The sequence below is a fragment of the Caulobacter sp. 10L414 genome (genome assembly GCF_056395525.1).
Map to the genome: position 1 here is coordinate 12716 of NZ_JBFTJR010000051.1, position 23669 is coordinate 36384.

Here is a 23669-nt window from a genome sequence, read left to right on the forward strand (position 1 = left end):
GACCGTGGGCAACCCGCAGACCCAGCTTGGGTCCCCGCCTTCGCGGGGAAGAACGGGTTTGAGGGCGCCTGTCGAGTAAATGCCATACGCCTAGGCCGTCGATCCGTCGCACAGGTCGACGCCTGTTCATCAAGCGGTTTTTTACCCTCCTGAGCGTAAGAGTCGGGTTCGATCCTCTGGAGACCCCGCCCCGTGTTCGACGGCAACCCCCGCACCCTGCAGCGCATCGCCGCCAAGATGCAGCGCGTGCTGGTCGTCGACCCGAGCACGGCCGCCGTCCGCCTGCTGGGCGACCAGCTGCGCCACGTGGGCAACGTGCAGGTCTTCGCCGCCCCGACCATCGAGCAGGGCTGGGGCATGGTGCGCACCGTCGACCCGCAGATGATCTTCGTCGAGCATTCCAGCGCCGGCGTCGACGGCCTGGCCCTGGCCAAGAAGATCCGCCGCAGCGACCTGGCCTGCCGCCAGGCCCCGATCATCATGTGCACCGCCGAAGCCACGGCCGAGGCGATCTTCGGCGCCCGCGACGCCGGCATCCACGAGTTCATGCGCAAGCCGTTCACGATCAAGGATCTGGAACGGCGCCTCGAAGCGGTGACGATGAAGCCGCGCGACTGGGTGGAGGCCGTGCAGTATGTCGGCCCCGACCGCCGCCGCTTCAACTCGGCCGAGTACAAGGGCCCGCGCAAGCGCAAGGCCGACCAGGCCGGCACGCCCGCCGCTCGCCTCTCGCAGGCCCTGCGCATCGTCAAGTCGGCCGCCCAGTCGCTGGACAGCGACCCGGCCCAGGCCCGCCGCGCCCTGGCCGCCCAGGCCGCCGAACTGCGCGCCGTCGGCGAGGCAGTGAAGGAGCCGCGCCTGATCGAGGCCGCCAACGCCCTGGGCGCCATGACCCAGGTCGAGGTCACCGGCGCCATGGCCCGCGCCGAACTGGTCAAGCGCATCGACGTGCTGATGGGCTTCATGACCGACGACAGCAACGGCCGCGCGGCCTGATTTTCGCTCTCCCTGAAGGGGGAGGAACAAAGAAAAAGGCGGCGCCCTTTCGGACGCCGCCTTCTGCATTTCGAACCGGATGGGTTCCGATCAGAACGCCATGCGGGCGATCAGCTGGAACACCGGGCCGGCCTGCTCGCGCTCGAGCTCGTACTCGTCGAAGTTCCGGTCGTTCTGGTCTTCGATGGTGGTGAACTTGTTGAAGCTCTCCTTCTTGGAGGCGTCCAGCAGATTCGAGCCGGTCAGGCGGATGGTCAGGTCCTTGCCGATGCGCTTCTCGACGAAGATTTCCAGGTCGCCGCCGTAGGTGGTGGTGACTTCCTCGCCGACGACGCGGCTGTAGGCCTCGCCCTGCTTGCGGTAGGTGGCCCCGAACGAGGCGCCCCAGGTCGGCAGGTCCTGGATGAAGCCGACGTTCAGCACGTAGTCCGACTGGCTGTTGAACTTGCGCGAGCCGAACTCGTCGTCGATGTCGCTGTCCAGCCACGAGTAGTTCAGGAACACGCCGGTGTTGTCGAGGCCGACGAAGGTCAGCGGCGTCGACAGGTCGAACTCGATGCCCCAGACCTTGCCGTCGCCGGCGTTGCGGGCCGAGTAGACGAAGGTGCCGTCGCCCTCGCTGCCTTCCGCGCCGGTGTTGTACAGCTCCAGCAGGTCGTTGACCTTGCGGTAGAACACGTTGACGCCGGCGACGCCCGAGCGGCCCAGGCGGCGCTCGTAGCCGACGTCCAGACCCCAGGCCGTTTCAGGCTTCAGGGTGGGCACGCCGGTGAAGTCGTTGTCGCCCAGCTCGGCTTCCAGGGTCGCCGGCGACAGGTACTCGAAGCTGGGGCGGCGCACGGTGCGGGCCGTGGCGGCGTACAGCTGGTCGCTGGCGGTCAGGTTGTAGCGCAGCGAGGCCGACGGCAGCAGGATCTTGTAGTCGTTGTCGTAGGTGTCGCCCGAGGTGCGGTCCTCGATCGAGACGTCGGTGGTCTCGTAGCGCAGGCCGGCTTCCCACTTCAGCGAGCCCGACTTGCCCGACAGCATGACGTAGGGGTCCAGGCGGGTCTGTTCGAAGGTGGCGTCGCCGCCGGCGATCGGGGCGTAGGCGCCGAAGGCCGGGACCGTCGAGGCCGGCAGGTTGTAGCGGTTGCGCGGAACCTCGGTGAAGAGGGTGTCGCGTTCCTTCTTCTCGTACTGCAGGCCGAATTCCAGCTCGGCGCCCATGGCCAGGTCTCGCTCGTGCTCGATCTTGGCCGAGAACTCGGTGTCGTCGATCTCGCGGCGCGACTTGTCGCGGGTGATGCGGTCGCCGTCCGGGAACGGGATCGCGTCGCGCAGGTACTCGATCTCGTCCTCGAACTCGGCTTCCTCGCCCTTGAAGCCGGCGTAGCCGAGCTTCACGGCGGTGCGGCCGCCCAGCATGTCGCGCTTGTACTTGCCGGTCAGCGACCAGCTGTCCTGGTCGATCTGGACGTCGTTGTTGTTGATCGTCTGGATGTTGGCGTTGGTGCGGATGTCCTTGGCGTACTCGATCGAGTCCTCGTCCTGGAAGCGATCGGTGCGCACGAAGAAGCCGGCCAGGTCCAGATCGCCGCCGGCCAGCGGAACCTGGTAGCTGGCGTTGACCGAATAGTCGGTGCCGTTGCGGACGTCGGTCTGCACTTCGCTGTTGTCGAGCGTGCCGTTCGGCTCGTCATAGCGCAGCGACAGCTTCTGCTTGGGATTGCGGCGGCCCTGGATGTTGGCGCCGACCAGCAGGCGGCCGGGGCCGACCTGGCCGCCCCACACGCCGCCGACGGTCTCGCGGATGCGCTTGTCGTCGAACATCATCGCGCCGGCGCGGACGAAGCCGCCGTCCAGGGCGTAGGCGTCGCGCAGCACGATGTTGATGGCGCCGGCGACGGCGTCGCCGCTGCGGTTGGCGCTGGCGCTGCGGACGATCTCGATGCGCTCGATCAGTTCGGCCGGGATGCGGTCGACGAAGAACGAGCCGTCGGCGCCGGCGCCGAACGCGCCCGAGCCCGAGCCGGCGCCCGGGACCTTCTCGCCGTTGATCAGGATCTGGGTGTAGGCCGGGTCGAGGCCGCGCAGGCGCACGCCGTCCGATTCCAGCACGTCCGACAGGAAGGCCACCGAAGGCACGCGCTTGAGGGCGTCGCCGGCGGTCAGCGGCTCGAAGCGCTGGAAGTAGTCGAGGTCGTACTGCAGGACCGGCGCAGTCTCTTCGCTGCGGTTGCGGTAGGCGATCTGGGCCTGGACCACGACTTCCGAGGCCGTGACCGGCGCTTCGGCGGTGGCCATCGGCGCGTCGGCCGGAGCGACGTCGGCGGCCGCGGCCTGGGCGGCGATCGCCAGCGGAGCGATGGCGCACAGCGCCAGCAGAGCGGTCTTCTTCATCGGAACATCCCCACGGACACTCCGCGCCCTCGGCCCGACACCGGGGGACACGGGTGTTCTTGTCGGGGGAGGGCATAGTTTCGCCACAACTTCTGAGCCAGAGAAGTTTCGGCGACAGTTTTATTGCGGTTTTATGTAGGTGCGCGGATGATCCGTGCACGGATTACTTGAAACGACGCGCCCAGACCGAGAAGCCGCCGACGCAGCCGAGGAACAACACGACCGCCAGCTGGCCCAGCCGCGGCTCGCCCTGCAGCCCCCTGTTCAGCAGCAGGATGCTGGCCAGCACGCCCATGACCAGGGCGGCGAGGATGAGGCGACGGCGCAGGACAGGCGACATGCCGCCAAGCTAGCAGGCCGGCGCCGGAACGAAAGACGCCGCGAAAGCGGCTGGCTTTCGCGGCGTCGTGTCTTCGCAGACTGGTCGAGCGTCAGGCCAGGCAGGTGCGCTGGATCTCGGCGCGCAGTTCGGGGATGCCCAGGCCCTTTTCCGACGAGGTGGCGATCACCCGCGGGAAGGCGGCCGGGCGCTTGGCGATGGCCTTGAGCGTATCGGCCACGACCTTGTCGACCTCGGCCGGCTTGATCTTGTCGGCCTTGGTCAGGACGATCTGGTAGGACACCGCCGAGATGTCGAGGGCGTCCATCGCCTCGGCGTCGACCTTCTTGAGGCCGTGGCGCGAGTCGATCAGCAGGTAGACCCGCTTGAGGTTGGGACGGCCGCGCAGGAACTGGCGGCCCAGGTCCTGGAACTTGCTGGCCGTCGAGCGCGAGACGCGCGCGAAGCCGTAGCCCGGAAGGTCGACCAGGCGCAGCTGCTCGGCCAGCAGGAAGAAGTTCAGCTCGCGCGTGCGGCCCGGCTCGTTGGAGGCGCGGGCCAGGTACTTCTGGCCGACGAGACCGTTGATCAGGCTCGACTTGCCGACGTTTGAGCGGCCGGCGAAGGCCACTTCCGGCAGGTCGGCGGGCGGCAGGCCGTCCATGCGGACGGCCCCCATCATGAACGAGACCGGCTGGGCGAACAGCACCCGGGCCGCCTCGATCTCCTCGTCGGAGTACAGCGGTTCGATCGGATCGGTCATCAGGTCGCCGTCGCGGTCTTGCCGGTCAGCCGGCCGATGATCTTGTCGATCGGGTTGTCGACCTTGTAGCGGCGCATGATGATGTACTGCTGCACGATCGTCAGCACGTTGCTCCAGCACCAGTAGATCACCAGGCCGACGGCGAAGCCCGACAGCGTGAAGGTGAAGATGATCGGGAACAGCTGGAAGATCTTCTGCTGCATCGGATCACCGGCCGGCGGGTTCATCGCCGTGGTCAGCCACATGGTGAAGCCGTAGAGCAGCGGCCACACGCCCAGGTGGGCGATCATCGCGCCCAGGAAGGGCAGCGAACCCGGATCCCACGGGATCAGGCCGAACAGGTTGAAGATCGTCGTCGGATCCGGCGCCGACAGATCCTGGATCCAGCCGAAGAACGGCGCGTGGCGCATTTCGATCGTGACCGTCAGCACCTTGTACAGCGAGTAGAACACCGGGATCTGGATCAGCATGGGCACGCAGCCCATGAACGGATTGATCTTCTCCTTGGCGTACAGCGCCATCATCTCCTGCTGCTGCTTGGCAGGGTCGTCCTTGTGCTTGGCGCGCAGCTTCTCGACCTCGGGGGCGACCTTCTTCATCTTCGCCATCGACTCGTAGCTCTTGTCCGCCAGCGGATAGAGGATGAGCTTCAGGGCGACGGTCAGCAGCATGATGGCGATGCCGAAGTTGCCGACCAGCTTGTAGAAGATCTCCAGCACGTTGAAGATCGGGCGGGTGATCAGGGCGAACATGCCCCAGTCCACGGCCCACTCGAAGCGCGGGATGGCCTGGGCCTTCTTGTCCCAGAACTGCCACCAGGCCGGGGCCTGGCCGTCGCCGTACTCGTACTTGCGCAGCAGCGGCACGGTCTTGGCGCCGGCGAACAGGCGGGTCGTCTCGGTGACGGTCTGGCCCGGGTTCACGGTCTTGGCGACGGCGGCGAAGTTGGCTTCGTAGACGTCGACGCCGGCGACGGGCGTGACGTTGTACTGGGCGTTGATGCGCTCGTTCTGGGTCGGGATCAGCGCGGTCAGCCAGTACTTGTCGGTGATGCCGGTCCAGCCGCCGACCGAGGTGATGGTCTGCTGCGGCTTGTCCTTCTTCCACTTCTGGTACTTGGACTGCTCGAGCTTGTAGTCCTTCTCGCCCAGCATGCCGATCGCCCCTTCATGGACGATGTGGTTCTTGCCGAGGTCGGCCGGGACGCCCCAGCGGCGCACCGAGGCGTAGGGCGTGATCGACACCGGCTGGCCGCCGTTGTTGCGGACGCTGTCGGTGACGGTGAACATGGCGTCGGCGTCGACGGCGATGGTGCGGTTGAACACCAGGCCAGCGCCATTGTCATAGGTCAGGGTGACGGGCGAGCCCGGACGCAGGGTCTGGCCCGGCGCGGCGGTCCACACCGTGTTCTCGCCCGGCATGGCGCCGAGGTTCTGGCCGCTCCAGCCGAACAGCGTGAAGAAGGCGTTCTCCGCACCGGCGGGGCGCAGCAGTTCGACCGGCGGCGAGGCCTTGTCAGTGGTCTGGCGATAGCGCTTGAGCAGCAGGTCGTCGACGCTGCCGCTCTTCAGCGACACCGAGCCCGACAGGGTGGGCGTGTCGATCGGGATGCGCGGGCTGGCGGCCTTGGCGGCGTCGCGCGACAGCTTGATCGGCTGGGGACGACCGTCCGGCCCGATGGCCATGCCCGGATTGGCGGCGGCGGCCTGGGCCTCGGCGGCCTTCTTGGCGCGCGCGGCCGCTTCCTGCTTCTTCTGGTTCGGCCCCATCACGAAGATTTGGTAGCCGATCAGGATCGCCAGCGCGCTGACGATGAAGACCAGCGTGTTCTTGTTGTCGTTCTGCATGGACACTTAACCGGGATCGGAGGGATCGGACGCAGGCGCGTGCGAATGGGGTGAGACGGGCGCGGGGGAGACTGGTCCAGACGGGGAACGCTTCCCCCCACGGTCGATTTCGGCCGCGAGGCTTACCAGCGCGGATTTTACATCGTCAAGCAAACGCCCCCAGGGCCGCGAGCGCGTGCCGCCGCGAGCGATGAACACATAGTCGCAACCGGGCCGTCCATGAAGGGGGAGAAGCAGTCTGGCGGCCTCACGGAGGCGTCTTTTGGCGCGATTGCGCTCCACCGAGCCGCCGACCTTCTTGGAGGCGGTGAAACCGACCCGGATCAGGGCGTTCTCGTCGCCCCGCGGGCGCAGCTGCATGAAGACGGCGCCGCGCGACAGCGAGGGCGCCTTGGCGGCCTTGAGGAAGTCGGCGCGCACCTTGAGGCGCTCGATCGCCGGACCGGCCTTAGCCGGGGCCGAGACTTGGGATTCGGTCATGAAAAAAGCCGCCCTTTCCGGCGCAGGCTGGAGGCCTGGTTCTGGGAAGGGGCGGCTTTTGTCATGTCGTACGATCCTGCCGGAGCAGGAAAGAAGAGCGGGAAACCCCGCTCTTAGGCCGTCAGGCGCTTACGGCCCTTGGCGCGGCGACGAGCAACGATCTTTTGACCGTTCTTGGTGGCCATGCGGGCGCGGTAGCCATGACGGCGGGCTCGCACGAGCTTCGACGGCTGGAATGTCCGCTTCACGACGTGGCTCCGAAACTAATAGCGTTGACGCGGAAGCCGGTTGGCCGCCGCGAGTGAGGGGCGGTGGATAAGCGACGAGCAGGACGATGTCAACCGCGCAAAAGCGCCGGAAGCTGAGTCAGGCCAAGGGCTTGGACCGCCTAGCCCCGCGCCCCCTGCAATAGCACGAAGGCGAAGATCGACCAGTCCAGGCAGATATGGGCGGTGAACGAGGCCCACACGCTCCTGGTCAGCAGATAGGGAATCGTCAGCACCAGCCGGGCGACGCCGATCAGCAGCAGCACCTGGACGATGTTCCAGCCGTAGGTCGACAGGTGCAGCGCCCCGAAGATCATCGCCGATACGATCCAGGCGATGGCGATCGCCGCGCCGCGCGGCAGGCCGAGCCGGCGATGGCAGAGGGTCAGGATCGCCAGGAACGGCAGGATGGTCACCAGCTCCTCGCCCAGCAGCTGCGGCGCCGTGCCGGCCAGGAAGATCGCCCGCTGCGCGACCGGCAGCTGGACCACGATCTCGGTGGCGGGATTGGCATGGGCCGCCCCCGCCTTGCTGTAGAAGAAGGCCACGATCCCCGACGCCAGCAGGGCCAGGGGCATGAAGACCAGACCCAGCAGCAGGTCTCGCCCGGTCGGCCGCGGAAACAGCGCCGTCCATCCCCTGCCCGCCGCCAGCGCCAGCCCGACCAAGGGCAGGCCGACGAACAGCAGCGGCCCGACGAGACCCAGCGCCTGCCCGGCCTCGCCGCGCGGGATCAGGATCAGGGCGAGGAACCCCAGGACACAGCCGCCTAGGGCCATCGCCCAGCCGGCTCCCGACAAGGTCACCGGCTCGCCGCGATAATAGGGAAAGTCTCGCCGGGGACGCGTGGCCATGCTCGAAGCTCCGCTTTCGGGAGATAGGAGCCAGCTTCGCCCGGCGTGTATAGCGCTCGCCGCGCTCGCGGCGGTCGAAAGTCCGGAACGCCGCTGCTATCACCGGAAGGTCGACGAAAGAGGCGCACGACGTGGACCTGCTGAAGATCCTGAGAAGCTTCGAGGAGCTGCTCTTCGAGGCCATGACCTGGCTCTACTTCTATCCGCGCACCATGGCGCGGATCGTGGCCCGCCCGCTGACCGCCATGGCCTATTCCGACCACGAGGAAGGCCAGCCCGAAGACCAGCGCTACGACGACGCCCTCAACCCGCCGGTGCTGCTGATCATCACGCTGGTGATGGCCAACATCATCGGCTGGGCGACCCATGTTCCCCAGCCCGCGGGCGCCTCGCCGCTGGCCAAGATGATCTTCGACTCGCAGCAGAACCTGCTGATGTTCCGCTGCCTGCTGTTTGGCCTGACGCCGCTGACCGTGGCCCTGACCCTGCTGCGCAAGGAAGGGGCGGTGATCTCGCGCAAGACGCTGCGCAAGCCGTTCTACGCCCAGTGCTACCTGGCCGCCCCCACGGCCCTGGCCCTGTCGCTGGGGCTGAACGCGGTGCAGCAAGGCGGCGCCTGGAGCGCGGCCGGGTTCGCCCTCATCCTGGCGGCGACCGGCTGGCTGCTGATCACCGAAACCCGCTGGCTGTCCCGGCGCCTGGGCATCGGTCGCGCGGCCGCCGCGCTCACGGCGCTGGGCGCGCTGGCGCGTGCGGCGGTCTATATGCTGCTGATCGCGATCCCCGCCGCCCTGTTCTGAGCGATCAGTACGGATTGATCGATCGGATGCGGCCGTCGGACGAGACCGTGCAGCGCGAGCGGTACGAGCCGGTGGCCATCGTCATCTCCCAGTCGCCGCGGCCCAGGTCGCGCACGCTGATCGGCACGCTGCTGCCGTAGGGACGGCTCTGGTACTCGTCGGCGCGGCGCGAGCAGGCGTCCTGGGCCGCGCGCGGGGCGTTGCGCACGTAGCGGGAATTGGAGAAGCGGCGGTTGTCGCGCTCGGACTGCCCGGCCAGGTAGCCCTCGTGATAGCCCTCGCTCTCGTGGCGGTCGTCATAGTCCGAGCCGTAGAGGGCGGCCTGGTAGCCGCGCTCGTACTCGGCGTCGTGATCGCGGTCGGCGTTGTCGTGGTTCTTCTTGTGGGCCGCCAGGGCGGCGGCCAGGCCGACGATGGCCACGCCCGCCACCACCGCCGAGGCGTCGGGACCCGAGCTTTTCTTGCGGCACATGCTGCGGGCCTCGACGATGGTCAGGTAGCGGCCGTCGCGCGTGGTGACCTGCACGCACTGGTCGCCCCGCCGCCAGTAACCGAACTTGGCCGAGCCGCCTTCGTCCACGTGGTCCAGCTCGTAGCCGCGGGCCTGCAGCTCGCTTTCGCCGCCGGCGGCGCGGGCGCCCACCAGGTCGCGCAGGTTCCCCGGGATCTGGGCCAGGGCTGGCGCGGCGACGCCCCCGGCGATCAACCCGGCCAGGGCGGCGGCGGCGACAAGCTGGCGACGAACGGACATGCGGGGGCTCCAAGCAAAAGGGCCTCGGGCCAAGACCCACGGACAGTTGAACCACGCCGTCGCGACACGTCAAAGACGCAGGCCGAGCAATTCGCGACGGTTCGGCAAGAAATTTCGTCCGCTGTTAAACGGCGATCAAACATGACCGCATAGGGTCGCCGCTCCTCGCCATCCCCGTGGCCGCCAAGGCCTTTCAGGAGCGTCTCTTGCCGCAGCGCTTGTCCCGTCTTCTCGAACGCAGGGCCGCCTCTACGGCCGCGTCGAACGAGAACGACGCCGGCTGGCTGCGCTATGGCGACCTCAAGGTCGAGGCCGTCATCTTCCTGCTGGTGCTGGTCACCTTCGCCGCCGTGCTGGGCAAGAGCGCCCTCACCCGCCAGGCGCTGGAACTGACGCCCGGATCGCCGCAGTTCGCCGGCTACGCCTTCGCCGACGGCGAGAGCGGCGGCCGCTCGACCGTGACCCCCGACCCCAGCCGGCCGATGGCCTGGTCGTGCGAGATCCGCGCCGGCGCGACCTACACCTATTGCGGCTACGGCCTGCAGCTGAACCTGGGCTCGCGCGCCCGCGGCCTGGACTTCTCGCGCTACCAGACCCTGACCGTCCGCCTCAACTGGAGCGGCCAGGCCGACCGGCTGAAGGTGCTGGTCAAGACCGCGCCGCCGGCCGCCCTGCGCGGCAAGGCCGAGGACCTGCCGCTGGCCGCCGAGGTCTCGGTGTCTCCCGGCGCCAACACCATCGTCGTGCCGCTCGACCGGCTGGAGCCCGAGCAATGGTGGCTGGCCAGCCACGGCGTGTCGCGGCGCGACATCACGCCCGAGTTCTCCGACGTCCGCTCGATCGCCGTCGCCGTCAGCGGCGCCCCGCCCGGCTCGCTGGCCGCGTCGATGGACCAGGTGCGCGTCGAGGGCGTCCAGCTGTCGGACGAGCAGTGGTACCTGATCATCCTGAGCGTCTGGCTGCTGATGATCGGCGCCTTCCTGGCGCACCGCCTGCTGCGCATGCGCCGCGAGTTCGAGACCCGCCAGCGCCAGCAGGCGGAGGAAGCCCGCGCCCTGTCGGACGCCCGCATCGCCGCCGAGACCGCCAACGCCGCCAAGTCGCAGTTCCTCAGCCACATGAGCCACGAGCTGCGCACGCCGCTGAACGCGGTGATCGGCTACAGCTACTGGCTCAGCCGGGGAAATCTCGACCCCAAGCAGCGTACGGCCGTCGACGCCATCCGCTCCAGCGGCGAGCACCTGCTGGCGGTGATCACCGACATTCTCGACCTGGCCAAGATCGAGGCCGGCAAGCTCGACCTGCAGCCGGTCGCCTTCGACCTCGCCGCGTGCCTCGCCGAGCTGGACCAGATGTTCCGGCTGCGCGCCGAGGAGAAGGGCCTGGACTTCGCCGTCGCCCTGGCGCCGGAGGTCCCCACGCAGATCGTCGCCGACCCCAAGCGGCTGCGGCAGGTGCTGATCAACCTGCTGGGCAACGCGGTGAAGTTCACCGACGCGGGCCGTGTCGCCCTGCGGGTCGAGCGCCTGGAGGGCGGCCAAGGCCAGGCGGCGCGTCTTCGCTTCACGGTCGAGGACACCGGTGTCGGCATCGCGGCCGACCAGCTGGACGCCATCTTCCGGCCGTTTGAGCAGGTGGGCGAGGCCGCGCGCCACGAGGGCGGCACGGGGCTTGGCCTCAGCATCACCCGCCAGATCGTCGAGACCATGGGCGGAACGATCCAGGTCGACAGCACGCCCGGCCGGGGCAGCCGCTTCGTCGTCGAGGCGCAGGCGGGATTGCCCGCCGAGCAGCCGGCGTCCCGGCGATTAGCCTAGAACCCCCAGCGTCGTACTTCCCCGCGCATGCAGGGAAGCGCGGTCGAAATTGCCGTATCCCGATCCGGGTCAGCCGGCCTCGACCACGCGCACGCCCGCCGCCCGCAGCGGCGCCAGCGCCTCTTGCGGCAGGTCCGGCTCGACCACCACCGCGCCCACCTCGGCCAGCGGCAGGATCGCGTAGGGCGAGGCCGCGCCCAGCTTGTCGCGCGTGGCCAGGACGACGGTCTCGGCCGACTGGCGGGCGATCAGCCGCTTGATCGCCGCGTCCTCGGGGTCGCCGGTGGTGACGCCGGTCTCGGGGTGCAGGCCGGTGGCGCCCATGAAGAAGAGGTCGGCCCGCACGCGCGCGATCGCCTCGGCCGCCGCCGCCCCGACCGCGACGACCGAGTGCTTGAACAGCCGCCCGCCGACCAGCTCGACCTCGACGCCGGGATGGCCGGCCAGTTCGACGGCGATGCTGGGGCTGTGGGTGACGATGGTCGCGCGCAGCTCGGCCGGCAGGCCGCGCGCCAGCTGCACATTGGTGGTGCCGCCGTCGAGGAAGACGATCTGGCCGGGCTGGATCAGGCGCGCCGCGGCCCGCGCCAGCCGGACCTTCTGCGCCGTCGCCCGCCCCTCGCGCACGCCGAACGCGGCGGTGGCCGGCGAGGCCGGCAGCGCGCCGCCGTGCACCCGCTGCAGCAGCCCCTCGGCCGCCAGCTCGCGCAGGTCGCGGCGGATGGTGTCCTCCGAAACGCCCAACTCCTGGCTGAACGGTTTGGCGACCAGCCGGCCGTCCCGGCCCAGCACCCGCAGGATCAGCGCCTTGCGCTCGGATGTCAGCATGATTGCACGAACTTTCTTGACTCCGCACGATATTGCACGAACTTAAGCGCCGATCCAGGCCTCCGGAGTTTTCGCCATGTCCATCGCCGATCGCGTCCGAGTCGAGGAGGTCTCCGTCCTGTCCGACGACTGGTACACGCTGAAGAAGACCACCTTCTCGTACCTGCGCGCCGACGGGACCTGGCAGCGCCAGTCGCGCGAGACTTACGACCGGGGCAACGGCGCGACGATCCTGCTCTATGACCCGGCCCGGCGGACCGTCGTGCTGGTCAGCCAGTTCCGCTATCCGGCCTTCGTCAACGGCCACGACGACCTGCTGATCGAGGCGCCGGCCGGGCTGCTCGACGACGCCGAGCCCGAGGCCCGCATCCGCGCCGAGGTCGAGGAGGAGACCGGCTTTCGGGTGAAGGCCGTGCGCAAGATCTTCGACGCCTTCATGAGCCCGGGCTCGGTGACCGAGCGCCTGCACTTCTTCGTCGGCGAGTACGGACCGGGCGACCGGGTGTCGGCCGGCGGCGGCGAGGCCGACGAGGGCGAGGACATCGCCGTGCAGGAGGCGACGATCGAGGAGGCCCTGGCGATGATCGACTCCGGCGCCATCCGCGACGCCAAGACGATCATGCTGCTGCAGTACGCGGCCCTGCGGCTGTTTCCGGCGGGGTAGGGTCGGTACTCAATTGGCCGAGGGCAATGAGTTATCTGTTTCAATAGCTTGTAGCAGTTGTCATCCCGGCCGCAGCGCAGCGGAGCGCCGGGATCTCCCACAGTTCAGAACCTGCCGACGTGGGAGATCCCGGCTCTACGGATCGCTGACGCGGTCCTCCGGCCGGGAAGACACGTTTCCTTGCACGCCAATTGAGTCCAGACCCTAGGGCCCGCCTCAGGGCGCCAGGCCGGGCCTGCGCGGCGCGGGCTCGGCCAGGGCGCTCTCCATCTCGCGCGCGACCTTCAGGCCGATGATCACATGGGCCTGGGCGGTGGGGTGAAAGATCCCCGAGCTGGCAAAGAACGAGCGGTTGCCCAGGTTGACCATCAGCTTGGCGAACGGCTCGCTCGATCCGATCTGGGTGAGGACGACGTCGTTCGAGGTGCGGAACAGCCGCGTGCGCGGCTTGTAGGGATCCCATTCCCCCGGATTGAACGGCGCCCAGCCCCACGTGCCCACGGCCTCGCCTTCGGTTTCCATCGCCATGGCCGGGAAGGCGAAGGTCCGCCGTTCGGCGTCGTCGCCCGCGCACCAGCCGCGCCCGGTGAAGGCCTCGCCGTACTGCACCGCCCGCCAGCCCCCGTTCGAGGCGTTGGTCGCCACGGCCAGGTTCAGCGGCGTGAACAGCGACTCGTAGACCTCGCGCCCCTCGGTCTCGTCGATCCCGATGCGCCAGCGGTTTTCCGGCTTGATCTTGTGGTCGGGGAACATGCCGTTCATCGACGTGAACAGCTGGTTGTCCAGCAGGCCATGGCAGAAGCGCCGCTCGGCCCCGTCCCGATAGAGCGGATTGGGATAGGGGGTCTGGATGACGATGGTTCCCTCGGGCGCGACCCCCGCCATCAGCCCCCGCATCACCGGATAGACCCGCGGCAGGTCGAACATGATCTTGCGATGGGCCACGTAGGTGGGGGTGACGCCGATCCCCGAGCGCACCCGCGCCAGCACCAGCTGGCCGATCGGGTCGCTGGCCTGGGTCGGCAGCAGGGCGTTCTTGACCGCGCCGGCGAAGCCGATGTCGTTGCCGCCGATCGACATCAGGACGATGTCGGGCTTGCGCAGCTGGAAGTCGGCCTTCGCGCATCTGGCCGCCTTGCGGGTCGCCGTCCTGGCGTAGGCGGCCCGCTGGTCGGGCTCGAGCTTCAGCGCCGCGGCAAGACCCGTCACCTCGATGACGGCCGTTTCGGCATCCTTGTGCAGGGGGCCGTCGCAGATCAGCTCCAGCACCTGATCGATCTGCGCCTTCAGCTTGAAGGACGGCTTGGTTTCGGGCGCCCCGAAGTCGGCCACCCCCGGAGGGTTCTGCTGACTGGCGATCACGCCGTCCAGCACCTCGGCGCCGCTGCAGGCGAACGAGGCGAAGGTCACCGCCTCTTTGGGATGCTCGGCCGCATAGATGAAGGCCGCGGCCGCCTGCTGGGAATAGAGCGAGCGGTGACAGATCGGATCCCACCACCGCGCCGGGCGGATGGTGCGCAGCACCGCCCCGACGCGCCACCAGCGATCATAGGGGTCCGAGCTGGCGGTCCAGTAGTCGTGGATCGAGGTCTGGAAATCGGCGGGAAACGCCTGCGGCTGGTCGGGATTGCCCTCGCCCGACGCGTAGGAGTCGCCCAGGCCGATGACCAGCCGGTCGCGGATCTGGATCGACGCCTCGCCGCCGCCCGCCGCCGCCCCGTTCCGGGTCACCGCGACCGTCACCCGGGCCACCCCGCCCTGATGGTCCGGGGCCGCCGCGACAGGCGCCAGCACCGCGCGGTCGCAAGGCAGCGAGAGCGCCGAGCCGGTTCCGGCCAGCGTCCAGTCGCAGGTGTCGGCCCCGGATCCGCCGACCACCCACACCCGCGCGACATAGGCCTTGGGATAGAGGTAACCCGGCTCGTAGCCCCGCTCGGCGGCGGGGCGCTGCAGCGTCAGGCCGTCGGCCCGGCGGCCGGGCCCCGCGCCCTGCCACCGCGTGGCCTCGAAGGGCTGCAGCCCGTTCATCGGACCGCCGTCCTCGACCTTCCCGCTCAGAAAGCCGACGATCCGTTCGTAGGACGCGCTTTCCGGATAGGGTCCGTCCGCCTTGTCCCGCGTCCCTCGCAGCCCTTCCAGGAAGACGTCGGCGGCGCTCGGTCCAGGGTCGGCGCTCAGGGTCGTCGGCGGCGCGGCGGCGCGGAACACCCGGAAGCGGTCGGCGACGGTCCAGTCCAGGGTCACGGTCTGCGCGCGGGCCGCCTCGGCGCCAAGGCTCACAAGACCCAGAACGGCGACAAGGATCGCACGCATACCCACTCCCCCCCGGCAGCAAAGCAGTCGCCCGGACAATAGAGAGCAGCGTTCGAATATCAACGATCGATGGATTGGCGCGCGGCGTTCTTTTTCCGGTTGCGCGCCCCGGGGGCAGGCCCCGTCGGACCGCCCGTCAGCCGCCGGCCTTGACCGCGTCCCAGGTGCGGGTGGCCTGGCCTTGGCCCAGCGCCGCGCGCAGCCAGGCCAGGTTGTTGTCGACCATCTGCGGCGGCAGGTCCTGACGGGCCAGCTTTTCGGCCTCGTCGACGCGGCCCTGCAGGCCGACCACCAGGGCCAGGTTCTGGCGGACCTGGATGGTCGAGGACGGCATGGCGGCGGCCTTGCGCAGCAGGACCTCGGCGCCGGCCAGGTCGCCGTGACCGGCCAGGTACATGGCCAGGTTGGTGGCCGGCGCGGCCTCGTTGGGGGCCAGGGCCACGGCCTGGCGGTGGGCGGCCAGCGCCTCGTCGTCGCGCTTGGACTGCTCCAGCGCCACGCCCAGCAGGGATTGCGGGCGCCAGTCGCGCGGCGCGGCGGCCGCGGCGGTCTTGGCCGGCTCGATGGCGAAGAAGCCCTCGCCGCGCGCCAGCTGCACCCGGGCCGCCTCCAGCAGGGCCTCGACGTCGCTGGGATGCGAGACCAGCACCCGGCTCGAAGCGGCGGCGGCGTCGTCATAGCGGCCCAGCCCTCGCAGGGCCTGGGACAGGGCCACGCCCGCCTCGGCGTCGCGCGGGTCGGACTCGAACTCGTTGCTCCAGAAGGCGGCGCGGGCCAGGGGGTCGAAGCGGCGCGCCTCGGCCCGTTCGGCGGCGCTGGCCTTGCGCGGACCGGCCGGCTGGGCGGGCGCCTGGACGCTGGCCTGGGCCTTGCCCGCCGCCTTGTCGCCCTTGTCGGCGGCCAGGGCCGGAACGCTCAGCAGAAGAATGGGCGTCAGGACGGTTGCGAGCAGGGCGGGCTTGCGACACATGGAAGGCATGTCTCCGAAAGGTCGGCCGAGCATCGCGCGGCCCCCTCAAGGAATCGTTAAGCATAAATTCGCGAAGGCCCCGGCCCATGACCGAACCCCTGATCACCTCGTCCTCGCGCGGCGCGACCGATGGTCCCGTGATCCCGGTGCACGCCCTGTGGGAGGACGAGCTGGCGGCCTTCCTCGACGCCCGGCCAAGCTTCGTGCGCGGCTTCGCCCAGCTGTCGGACTTCTCGGCCAAGGCCGGCCAGACGGTGGTCGTGCCCACCCCCGAGGGCGCCCTGGACCGCGTGCTTTTCGGCCTGGGACAACGCCTTAAGGGCGGCAAGGCCGACGCCATGGCCTTCCGCGCCCTGCCGGCCAGGCTGCCGGCCGGCGACTATCGCCTGCACGCCGCGCCCGAGGGGCTGGACCCCGCCCAGATCGCCCTGGCCTTCGCGCTGGGGACCTATCGCTTCGACCGCTTCAAGGCCCGCGGCGCCGACGGAGCGCGACGCCTTGTCGCGCCCGAAGGCGTCGACATCGCCGAGATCCAGGCCATCGCCCACGCCTGCGCCCTGGCCCGCGACATGGTCAACAGCCCGGCCAACGCCATGGGTCCGCGCCAGATCGAGACCATCGCCCGCGAGATCGCCGAACAGTTCGGCGCCAGCTTCTCGGCGATCGTCGGCGACGACCTGCTTGAGCAGAACTATCCGGCCGTCCACGCCGTGGGCCGCGCCGCCGTGCCCGACCGCGCCCCGCGCATGCTGGAGATCCAGTGGGGCGACGAGGCCCATCCGGTGGTCGCCGTTATCGGCAAGGGCGTGGTGTTCGACACCGGCGGCCTGGACATCAAGCCCTCGGCCGGCATGCGCCTGATGAAGAAGGACATGGGCGGCGCCGCCCACGCCCTGGCCCTGGCCCGCATGGTGATGGCCGCCAAGCTGCCGGTGCGCCTGGTCGTGCTGGTTCCGGTGGTCGAGAACGCCATCGCCGGCGACGCCATGCGCCCGGGCGACGTGCTCGGCAGCCGGGCGGGTCTTTCCATCGAGGTCGGCAACACCGACGCCGAAGGCCGCCTGATCCTGGCCGACGCCCTGACCCGCGCGGCCGAGCTGTCGCCGGCCCTGACCATCGACCTGGCCACGCTGACGGGCGCGGCCCGCGTCGCGCTGGGGCCGCAGGTGATCCCCTTCTACACGCCCGACGACGCCCTGGCCGGGCAGATCGAGGCGTCCGCCCGCAAGGCCGCCGACCCGGTCTGGCGCATGCCGCTGTGGGACGGCTATCGCGAGGCGCTGGAAAGCGACATCGCCGACCTGAAGAACGATCCCGACGGCTGGGCCCAGGCCGGTTCGGTGACGGCCGCCCTGTTCCTGCAGCGCTTCGCCCCGACCACCGGCGCGTGGGTGCACCTGGACATCTTCGCCTGGAACCCCAAGGGCGCCCCTGGCCGTCCCAGCGGCGGCGAGGCCCAGGCCATCCGCGGCCTCTATGCGATGCTGAAGGGCCGGTTCGCCTGATGGCCGGTGATCGTCGCCTGACCCTGGCCCGACCGGACCTGGCCGACATCGCGCTGGAGGGCCGGGTGGCCGCCGAGCGCTACGACGCGCCCAAGGCCCGCCAGGTCGCCGTCCCGACCGCCGCCCTGCGCAAGGCCCCCGCCCCCGACGCCGAACAGGAAAGCCAGCTTTTGTTCGGCGAGCGGTTCGCCGTGCTGGACGTGAAGGACGGCTTCGCCTGGGGCCAGGCCGCCCGCGACGGCTATGTGGGCTGGGTCGCCGAGGCCGCGCTTGGCCCCCTCGGCGAGGCCGCCACCCACCAGGTGGCGGTGCTGCGGACCTATGCGTTCGACGCGCCGGACATCAAGTCGCGGCCGGCCGGGCTCTATTCCCTGGGCGCGCTGGTGAGCGTGGAGGCCCACGAGGGCCGCTTCGCCAAGGGCGCGGGCACGGGCTGGTTCATCGAGGCCCACCTGGCGCCGATCGGCCTGCCCGCCGCCGTCGACCCGGCCAAGGTCGCCCTCGGCTTCCTTGGCGCGCCCTACCAGTGGGGCGGGCGCGAGAGCCTGGGCCTGGACTGCTCGGGCCTGGTGCAGCAGGCCCTGGCCGCCACGGGCAAGGCCGTTCCGCGCGACACCGACATGCAGTTCGGCTTCTTCCAGCCCATCGACGAAGCCGATCGCCGGCGCGGCGACCTGGTGTTCTGGAAGGGCCACGTGGCGATCCTGCTGGACCGCGACACCATCGTCCACGCCAACGCCCACCACATGGCCGTGGCGATCGAGCCCCTGGACGAAGCCATCGCCCGCATCGACGCCGCTGGCGTGGGCCAGCCGACCGGGTGGCGGCGGCCGTAAGGACTGGACTCAATTGGCGTGCAAAAAAACGTGTCTTCCCGGCCGGAGGAGCGCGTCAGCGATCCGTAGAGCCGGGATCTCCCACGTTGCAGGGTCTGAACTGTGGGAGATCCCGGCGCTCCGCTGCGCTGCGGCCGGGATGACAACTGCTATAGGCTATTGAAACAGATAACCCATTGCCCCCGGCCAATTGAGTACCGACCCTAGGGACGGTCAGCCTGGACACCCCACCCTCCGTCCTTCCCCGCGACGGCGGGGACCCAAGCCGAGTCTGCAGGCCCATCCACGGCCGTGCTCGATCCTGAACGTCAGCTTGGATCCCCGCCTTCGCGGGGATGCTCGGCCTGGAGGAGGCCGGAGCCCGAAAGTGTCGGATACTCGACACTGTTGCAGCCGAAACGCGAGTTGCGGCAACGGGTTACCGCCGCACTCGCCCGTCGAGCGCCGCGTTGTTGTCATGACAGCGCTTTACCTCTATCGCGACGCATTCTCACCTGTCGGAGAAATGCCGTGTCGTCCCGCCTCGCCCTGCTGCTGTCCACCGCCCTGCTCGCGCCCCTGGCGGCGAGCCCCGTCCTGGCCCAGGACGCCGCCCCGACGGCGGTCGAGGAAGTGATCGTCACCGGCTCGCAGGTTCGCCTGCCGCCCGCCTATGCCGGCGGCCAGGTCGCCAAGGGCGCCCGCGTGGGCCTGCTGGGCGCGCTCGACACCATGGACACCCCCTTCGCGGTGACCAGCTACACCGAGGAGCTGATCCGCAACCAGCAGGCGCTGAGCATCGGCGACGTGCTGCAGAACGATCCCACGGTGCGGGTCAGCAAGGGCTTCGGCAACTTCCAGGAACTGTACGTCGTGCGCGGCTTCCCCGTGTACTCCGACGACATGACCTATAACGGCCTCTACGGCGTGCTGCCCCGCCAGTTCGTGGCCGCCGAACTGGTCGAGCGCGTGGACGTGTTCCGCGGCGCCAACTCGTTCCTGAACGGCGCGGCCCCCGGCGGCAGCGGTGTCGGCGGCGCCTTCAACCTGGTGCCCAAGCGCGCGGGCGCCGCGCCGCTTACCCGCTTCACCGCCGGCTGGGACGGCGGCGAGCAGCTCTACGCCAAGGCCGACGTCGCCCGGCGCTTTGGCCAGGACGACGCCTATGGCGCGCGCCTGAACCTCGGCCTGCACGGCGGCGAGACGGCCGTCGACGGCGAGAAGCGCGACCTCAAGGTGATCGGCCTGGGCCTGGACCGCCGCGGCGAGCGCGCCCGCTTCTCGGCCGACCTGGGCTGGCAGGACCACCACATCGACGCCCCGCGCCCGACCGTCACCCCGGCGAGCGCCATCCCCAAGGCCCCGTCGGCCGACAAGAACTTCGCCCAGGACTGGACCTATACCGACGAGCGCCAGCTGTTCGGCGCGGCGCGCGGCGAGTTCGACCTCAGCGACAACGTCAGCGCCTGGGCCGCCGTCGGCGGCCGCAAGGGCAAGGAAGACAACGTCCTGGCCAATCCGACCGCCCAGCCGGACGGCACGATCAGCGCCTATCGCTTCGACAACGTCCGCAAGGACACCATCCTGTMGGCGGACGTCGGCCTGCGCGCCAAGTTCGCCACCGGTCCGGTCGGCCACAGCGTCGTGGCCTCGATCGCCCAGGTCGACCTGAAGTCGCGCAACGCCTACGCGTTCTCGAACTTCGCCGGCTTCGCCAGCAACCTCTACACGCCCGTGCAGGTCGCCAAGCCGGCGGCCGACTTCTTCATCGGCGGCTCGCTGTCGGACCCGAACGTCACCGAACGCGCCAAGAACCGCAGCGTCGCCGTCGCCGACACCCTGTCGTTCCTGGACGAGGCCCTGCTGGTCACGGTGGGCGTGCGCTACCAGGAGATCTGGACCCGCACCTACGACTACAACACCGGCGTCGGCGGCGTGGCCTACGACAGCGACGCCACCACCCCGGCGGTGGCCGTGGTCTACAAGCCCAGCGACAAGATCTCGCTCTACGCCAACTACGCCGAGGCCCTGGTCCCCGGGAAGATCGCGCCCACCGTGGTCAACGGCGTGACCGTGGCCAACGGCAACGAGATCCTCTCGCCGTTCCGCGCCGAGCAGGCCGAGGCGGGCGTGAAGTACGACGGCGGCGCGTTCGGCGGCGCCCTGAGCGTCTTCCGCACCACCAAGCCCAGCGAGTACTTCAACGCCGCCACCCGCATCTACGGCGCCGACGGCGAGCAGGAGAACAAGGGCGTCGAACTGACGGCCTATGGCGAGCTGACGCCCGGCCTGCGCCTGATCGGCGGCGCCACCTGGATGGACACCAAGATCAACCGCGCCCAGACCGCCGCGCTGGAAGGCAAGTCGGCGATCGGCGTGCCGGAGTTCCAGGCCAACCTGAACCTCGAGTACGACGTCGCCGCGCTCGACGGCCTGACGCTGGAGGGCCGCGCGGTCTACACCGGCTCGCAGGCCGCCAACGAGGCCAACACGGTGGAGCTGGGCTCGTGGACCCGCTTCGACATCGGCGCGCGCTACGCCTTCGAGGCCGGCGATCGTCCGGTCACCCTGCGGGCCCGCATCGAGAACCTGGCCGACAAGAACCAGTGGGTGGCCGTCGGCGGCTATCCGGGCGCCAACTACCTGACGCTGGGCGCCCCGCGCACCCTGCGCCTGTCGGTCACCACGGACTTCTAAGGCCCCGATGAAGTCGTCGACGCTTCGCGCTTGGTCGTGGGTCCACAAGTGGTCGAGCCTGGTCTCGACCCTGTTCCTGCTGATGCTGTGCGTCACCGGCCTGCCGCTCGTGTTCACCCACGAGATCGAGGAGGTCGCGATGCGCCAGGCGTGGGCGCCGGCCCATCCCGATGGGCCCAAGCTCAGCCTCGACCAGGTGCTGGAGACGGCGCTCGCCCGCAAGCCGGGCGAGGTGGCCGCCTTCATGAGCTTCGACGTCGAGCGGCCGGTGGTGAACGTCACCACCGTCAAGCCCGGCCAGGCCGGCTACAGCTTCCAGCCGATCGACCAGACCAGCGGCGACGCCGCTCCCTCGGTGGCGGGCCATCCGGTGATGGAGTTCCTGCTCCAGCTGCACACCGACATGTTCCTGGGCCTGGCGGGCATGCTGTTCCTGGGCGCCATGGGGCTGCTGCTGGTGATCGCGCTGGTCTCGGGCGTGGTGCTGTACGCCCCGTTCATGCGCAAGCTGCCGTTCGGCACGGTGCGGGCCCGCAAGGCCGCCCGCACCCGCTGGCTCGACTATCACAACCTCTTGGGCGCGGTGACACTGGCCTGGGTGCTGGTCGTGGGCGTCACCGGGGTGGTCAACACCCTGGCCACGCCGATCATCGGCTACTGGAAGAACACGGCGCTGAAGGAGCTGACCCAGGCCTATGACAAGCCCGCGCCATCGAACGCGCGCAGCTCGCTGGCCGCCGCGGTCGAGCGCGCCAAGCTGGCCCTGCCGGGCAAGCAGCTGCAGTTCGTGGCCTTCCCGGGCAGCAGCTATTCGACCGACCACCACTACGCGGTGTTCTTCCACGGCGACACGCCGCTGACCGCGCACCTGACCACCCCGGCCCTGATCGACGCCCGCACCGGCCAGCTGTCGGCCGTGGCCCCCACGCCCTGGTACGTGAAGACCCTGTCGCTGTCGCAGCCGCTGCACTTCGGCGACTATGGCGGCCTGCCGCTGAAGATCCTGTGGGCGCTGCTCGACATCGCCACCATCGTGATCCTGGGCTCGGGCGTCTATCTGTGGCTGGTCAAGCACCGGAGCGCGCGATGAGCCGCCCGCACCTTTCCCTCTGGCAGGTGTTCCGCATCCCGGTGGTGGTGGCCGCGCTCAGCCTGTTCGGCCTGGTGGCGGCCCTGCTCGACGACGGCGCCTGGGACTGGATCGGCGCGGCGGCGCTGGGCGCCTCGGTCGTGGTGACCGTCTGGGCGCTGGCGGCGCGGCGGCGCTGATCGATTTTCCGGAGCGGTCCCAGGAGCGGGAGGCGCGCCCCCGCACGCTTCCCGCTCCCCCCGTTCGTCTTCCGGCCCCCCCAGCCGGATCACTCACGGTCGCGGCGTCGCCCTCCCCCGAGAACGCCCGCAATCGGACGGCGCGGACTGTAAGCGGGGGTCACGGGATAAAAATACTCGTCTCGCTACTCATTCTGAGCGACGGTCGCCCTTGCGCCCGATCCGGACGCTTGCTCTGTTCCACCGATGCTTGACCAGCCGGCGACATCCACTCCCACCGCACCCGCGCTGGCGCGCCGCCTCGCCGAGGAAGTCCGCGCCTCGCTGGCCTACGTGCGCGACACCATCGAGATCACCCGCGGCGAGCACGACCTGCTCGACGCCTGGATCCTGACCGCCGCCCTCGACGCCAACATGGCCACGGTGATGCGCGATCCGGCCCTGCTGGCCGTCTATGGCGGGGCGGACCAGTCGGCGCCGGACGAGCTGCGCCGGCCGGTCAGCGTCAACGCCATCGCCCAGTCGCTGGTGCTGCCGTTCGAGACCGTGCGCCGGCGGGTGCTGCGGCTGGCCCGCCAGGGCCTGTGCGTGGTCGGCCCGCAAGGCGTGGTCGTGCCCAACGGCGCGGTGACCACCGAGGCCTATCGCGATCAGATGCTGGGCCGCTACCAGCGCGCCCGCCGCTTCCACCACGACCTGAAGGCCATCGGCGCCCTGCCCGACGACCTGGCCGCGCCGCCCGCGCCCGTGCAGGAGCCGCCGCTGCGGGCGGTGAACTGGGCGCTGTCGGAGTATGTCCTGCGCACCTGCCACGACCTGATCCTGCTGACCGGCGCCCTGATCGCCAGCCGGGTGCTGCTGGAATTGGTGGTGAGCAACATCGAGGTGCTGCCGGGCGAGGCCCTGCCGGACTGGGCGGCCGATCCGGCCCGCATCGGCCGCGCGACGCGGACGGCGGCCCTGGCGCGCTCGCTGCGGGTGCCGCCCGAGACCGTGCGCCGCCATCTCAACGGCCTGGAAGGCCAGGGCTTCTGCCTGCGCCGCGACGACGGCTGGGTCGCCATCGCCCCGCCACAGACCCTGTCGCGCCTAGTTGCCATGGGCGAAGCCAACCACGCCAACATCAAGCGATTGTTCGCCCGCCTGCGTCCGCTGGGCGCGCTGGCGGCGTGGGAAGCCGAGGCCTAGGGCGGATCGACATTCAATCGCTTGCCCCGATTTTTCACCGAGCATCCCCGCGAAGGCGGGGACCCAAGCCGAGGTCGCCGATAGTCCACGGCCGCGCCCAAGCCTGAACGTCAGCTTGGATCCCCGCCTTCGCGGGGAAAATCGG

The 23669-nt window shown here is 69.8% G+C and carries 21 protein-coding genes; 10 read left to right on the top strand and 11 right to left on the bottom strand.

Annotation, left to right across the window (positions count from 1 at the left end; translation table 11 throughout):
• Nucleotides 1-192 precede the first annotated feature (192 nt).
• A complete protein-coding gene (locus AC1DCG_RS18815) occupies nt 193-996 on the top strand; it encodes a response regulator (protein WP_165260957.1) in 804 nt (267 codons plus the stop codon).
• Between the two features lie 90 nt (nt 997-1086).
• Here the strand turns inward: AC1DCG_RS18815 and AC1DCG_RS18820 are convergent, their stop codons facing one another.
• From AC1DCG_RS18820 to AC1DCG_RS18850, 7 genes are all read right to left on the bottom strand, one after another.
• Nucleotides 1087-3378, bottom strand: coding sequence for a TonB-dependent receptor plug domain-containing protein (locus AC1DCG_RS18820; RefSeq protein ID WP_165260955.1), 2292 nt, complete (start codon nt 3376-3378; stop codon nt 1087-1089).
• Nucleotides 3379-3541: 163 nt separating this feature from the next.
• On the bottom strand, nt 3542-3718 hold the full coding sequence (locus AC1DCG_RS18825; RefSeq protein ID WP_477030805.1) for a hypothetical protein: 177 nt from the start codon (nt 3716-3718) through the stop codon (nt 3542-3544).
• Nucleotides 3719-3809: 91 nt separating this feature from the next.
• Nucleotides 3810-4460, bottom strand: coding sequence for a ribosome biogenesis GTP-binding protein YihA/YsxC (gene yihA / locus AC1DCG_RS18830; protein ID WP_165260951.1), 651 nt, complete (start codon nt 4458-4460; stop codon nt 3810-3812).
• Nucleotides 4460-6307 carry a membrane protein insertase YidC gene (yidC, locus tag AC1DCG_RS18835; protein WP_165260949.1) on the bottom strand — a complete coding sequence of 616 codons (1848 nt, stop codon included), beginning with the start codon at nt 6305-6307 and terminating at the stop codon, nt 4460-4462. The genes yihA and yidC overlap by 1 nt, the downstream gene beginning before the upstream one ends.
• A gap of 6 nt (nt 6308-6313) precedes the next feature.
• The gene (rnpA, locus tag AC1DCG_RS18840) at nt 6314-6787 is read right to left on the bottom strand and encodes a ribonuclease P protein component (RefSeq protein WP_165260947.1); all 474 of its coding nucleotides are present in this window, start codon (nt 6785-6787) and stop codon (nt 6314-6316) included.
• Nucleotides 6788-6900: 113 nt separating this feature from the next.
• Nucleotides 6901-7035 (bottom strand): 50S ribosomal protein L34, encoded by a 135-nt coding sequence (gene rpmH / locus AC1DCG_RS18845; protein ID WP_012284717.1) that lies wholly within the window; start codon nt 7033-7035, stop codon nt 6901-6903.
• Nucleotides 7036-7175: 140 nt separating this feature from the next.
• Nucleotides 7176-7907 (bottom strand): CPBP family intramembrane glutamic endopeptidase, encoded by a 732-nt coding sequence (locus tag AC1DCG_RS18850; protein WP_477030806.1) that lies wholly within the window; start codon nt 7905-7907, stop codon nt 7176-7178.
• 131 nt (nt 7908-8038) lie between these two features.
• Between AC1DCG_RS18850 and AC1DCG_RS18855 the strand changes: the two genes are divergently transcribed.
• The gene (locus tag AC1DCG_RS18855; protein WP_477030807.1) at nt 8039-8707 is read left to right on the top strand and encodes a hypothetical protein; all 669 of its coding nucleotides are present in this window, start codon (nt 8039-8041) and stop codon (nt 8705-8707) included.
• 4 nt (nt 8708-8711) lie between these two features.
• Here the strand turns inward: AC1DCG_RS18855 and AC1DCG_RS18860 are convergent, their stop codons facing one another.
• Nucleotides 8712-9458 (bottom strand): hypothetical protein, encoded by a 747-nt coding sequence (locus tag AC1DCG_RS18860; protein WP_477030808.1) that lies wholly within the window; start codon nt 9456-9458, stop codon nt 8712-8714.
• Nucleotides 9459-9664: 206 nt separating this feature from the next.
• Here AC1DCG_RS18860 and AC1DCG_RS18865 point away from each other — a divergent pair, with 206 nt between their 5' ends.
• Nucleotides 9665-11275, top strand: coding sequence for a sensor histidine kinase (locus AC1DCG_RS18865; RefSeq protein ID WP_477030809.1), 1611 nt, complete (start codon nt 9665-9667; stop codon nt 11273-11275).
• Between the two features lie 69 nt (nt 11276-11344).
• Here AC1DCG_RS18865 and AC1DCG_RS18870 read toward each other — a convergent pair whose 3' ends face one another.
• Nucleotides 11345-12103, bottom strand: coding sequence for a DeoR/GlpR family DNA-binding transcription regulator (locus tag AC1DCG_RS18870; protein ID WP_477030810.1), 759 nt, complete (start codon nt 12101-12103; stop codon nt 11345-11347).
• A 76-nt stretch (nt 12104-12179) separates the two neighbouring features.
• Between AC1DCG_RS18870 and AC1DCG_RS18875 the strand changes: the two genes are divergently transcribed.
• Nucleotides 12180-12767 (top strand): NUDIX domain-containing protein, encoded by a 588-nt coding sequence (locus AC1DCG_RS18875; protein ID WP_477030811.1) that lies wholly within the window; start codon nt 12180-12182, stop codon nt 12765-12767.
• A 216-nt stretch (nt 12768-12983) separates the two neighbouring features.
• Here AC1DCG_RS18875 and AC1DCG_RS18880 read toward each other — a convergent pair whose 3' ends face one another.
• A complete protein-coding gene (locus tag AC1DCG_RS18880; protein WP_477036887.1) occupies nt 12984-15080 on the bottom strand; it encodes an SGNH/GDSL hydrolase family protein in 2097 nt (698 codons plus the stop codon).
• A 136-nt stretch (nt 15081-15216) separates the two neighbouring features.
• Nucleotides 15217-16050, bottom strand: coding sequence for a tetratricopeptide repeat protein (locus tag AC1DCG_RS18885; protein WP_477030813.1), 834 nt, complete (start codon nt 16048-16050; stop codon nt 15217-15219).
• Between the two features lie 86 nt (nt 16051-16136).
• Between AC1DCG_RS18885 and AC1DCG_RS18890 the strand changes: the two genes are divergently transcribed.
• The 6 genes from AC1DCG_RS18890 (at nt 16137) to AC1DCG_RS18915 (ending at nt 23524) form a co-directional block, all read left to right on the top strand.
• On the top strand, nt 16137-17555 hold the full coding sequence (locus AC1DCG_RS18890) for a leucyl aminopeptidase family protein (protein ID WP_477030814.1): 1419 nt from the start codon (nt 16137-16139) through the stop codon (nt 17553-17555).
• Nucleotides 17555-18391 carry a C40 family peptidase gene (locus AC1DCG_RS18895; RefSeq protein WP_477030815.1) on the top strand — a complete coding sequence of 279 codons (837 nt, stop codon included), beginning with the start codon at nt 17555-17557 and terminating at the stop codon, nt 18389-18391. The genes AC1DCG_RS18890 and AC1DCG_RS18895 overlap by 1 nt, the downstream gene beginning before the upstream one ends.
• Before the next feature lie 510 nt (nt 18392-18901).
• On the top strand, nt 18902-21067 hold the full coding sequence (locus tag AC1DCG_RS18900) for a TonB-dependent receptor (protein WP_477041605.1): 2166 nt from the start codon (nt 18902-18904) through the stop codon (nt 21065-21067).
• Nucleotides 21068-21074: 7 nt separating this feature from the next.
• Nucleotides 21075-22157: a PepSY-associated TM helix domain-containing protein gene (locus AC1DCG_RS18905; protein WP_477030817.1), complete on the top strand. Its 1083-nt coding sequence runs from the start codon at nt 21075-21077 to the stop codon at nt 22155-22157.
• A complete protein-coding gene (locus AC1DCG_RS18910; RefSeq protein WP_205691742.1) occupies nt 22154-22336 on the top strand; it encodes a hypothetical protein in 183 nt (60 codons plus the stop codon). The genes AC1DCG_RS18905 and AC1DCG_RS18910 overlap by 4 nt, the downstream gene beginning before the upstream one ends.
• 246 nt (nt 22337-22582) lie before the next feature.
• Nucleotides 22583-23524: a hypothetical protein gene (locus AC1DCG_RS18915; RefSeq protein ID WP_477030818.1), complete on the top strand. Its 942-nt coding sequence runs from the start codon at nt 22583-22585 to the stop codon at nt 23522-23524.
• The last annotated feature ends 145 nt before the right edge of the window (nt 23525-23669 follow it).

Bases quoted from the DNA above. Each gene is read 5' to 3' on its own strand.
- AC1DCG_RS18820 (WP_165260955.1), bottom strand. From the start codon at position 3,378: ATGAAGAAGACCGCTCTGCTGGCGCTGTGCGCCATCGCTCCGCTGGCG.
- AC1DCG_RS18825 (WP_477030805.1), bottom strand. From the start codon at position 3,718: ATGTCGCCTGTCCTGCGCCGTCGCCTCATCCTCGCCGCCCTGGTCATG.
- yihA (WP_165260951.1), bottom strand. From the start codon at position 4,460: ATGACCGATCCGATCGAACCGCTGTACTCCGACGAGGAGATCGAGGCG.
- yidC (WP_165260949.1), bottom strand. From the start codon at position 6,307: ATGCAGAACGACAACAAGAACACGCTGGTCTTCATCGTCAGCGCGCTG.
- rnpA (WP_165260947.1), bottom strand. From the start codon at position 6,787: ATGACCGAATCCCAAGTCTCGGCCCCGGCTAAGGCCGGTCCGGCGATC.
- AC1DCG_RS18850 (WP_477030806.1), bottom strand. From the start codon at position 7,907: ATGGCCACGCGTCCCCGGCGAGACTTTCCCTATTATCGCGGCGAGCCG.
- AC1DCG_RS18860 (WP_477030808.1), bottom strand. From the start codon at position 9,458: ATGTCCGTTCGTCGCCAGCTTGTCGCCGCCGCCGCCCTGGCCGGGTTG.
- AC1DCG_RS18870 (WP_477030810.1), bottom strand. From the start codon at position 12,103: ATGCTGACATCCGAGCGCAAGGCGCTGATCCTGCGGGTGCTGGGCCGG.
- AC1DCG_RS18875 (WP_477030811.1), top strand. From the start codon at position 12,180: ATGTCCATCGCCGATCGCGTCCGAGTCGAGGAGGTCTCCGTCCTGTCC.
- AC1DCG_RS18880 (WP_477036887.1), bottom strand. From the start codon at position 15,080: ATGCGTGCGATCCTTGTCGCCGTTCTGGGTCTTGTGAGCCTTGGCGCC.
- AC1DCG_RS18885 (WP_477030813.1), bottom strand. From the start codon at position 16,050: ATGTGTCGCAAGCCCGCCCTGCTCGCAACCGTCCTGACGCCCATTCTT.
- AC1DCG_RS18890 (WP_477030814.1), top strand. From the start codon at position 16,137: ATGACCGAACCCCTGATCACCTCGTCCTCGCGCGGCGCGACCGATGGT.
- AC1DCG_RS18895 (WP_477030815.1), top strand. From the start codon at position 17,555: ATGGCCGGTGATCGTCGCCTGACCCTGGCCCGACCGGACCTGGCCGAC.
- AC1DCG_RS18905 (WP_477030817.1), top strand. From the start codon at position 21,075: ATGAAGTCGTCGACGCTTCGCGCTTGGTCGTGGGTCCACAAGTGGTCG.
- AC1DCG_RS18910 (WP_205691742.1), top strand. From the start codon at position 22,154: ATGAGCCGCCCGCACCTTTCCCTCTGGCAGGTGTTCCGCATCCCGGTG.
- AC1DCG_RS18915 (WP_477030818.1), top strand. From the start codon at position 22,583: ATGCTTGACCAGCCGGCGACATCCACTCCCACCGCACCCGCGCTGGCG.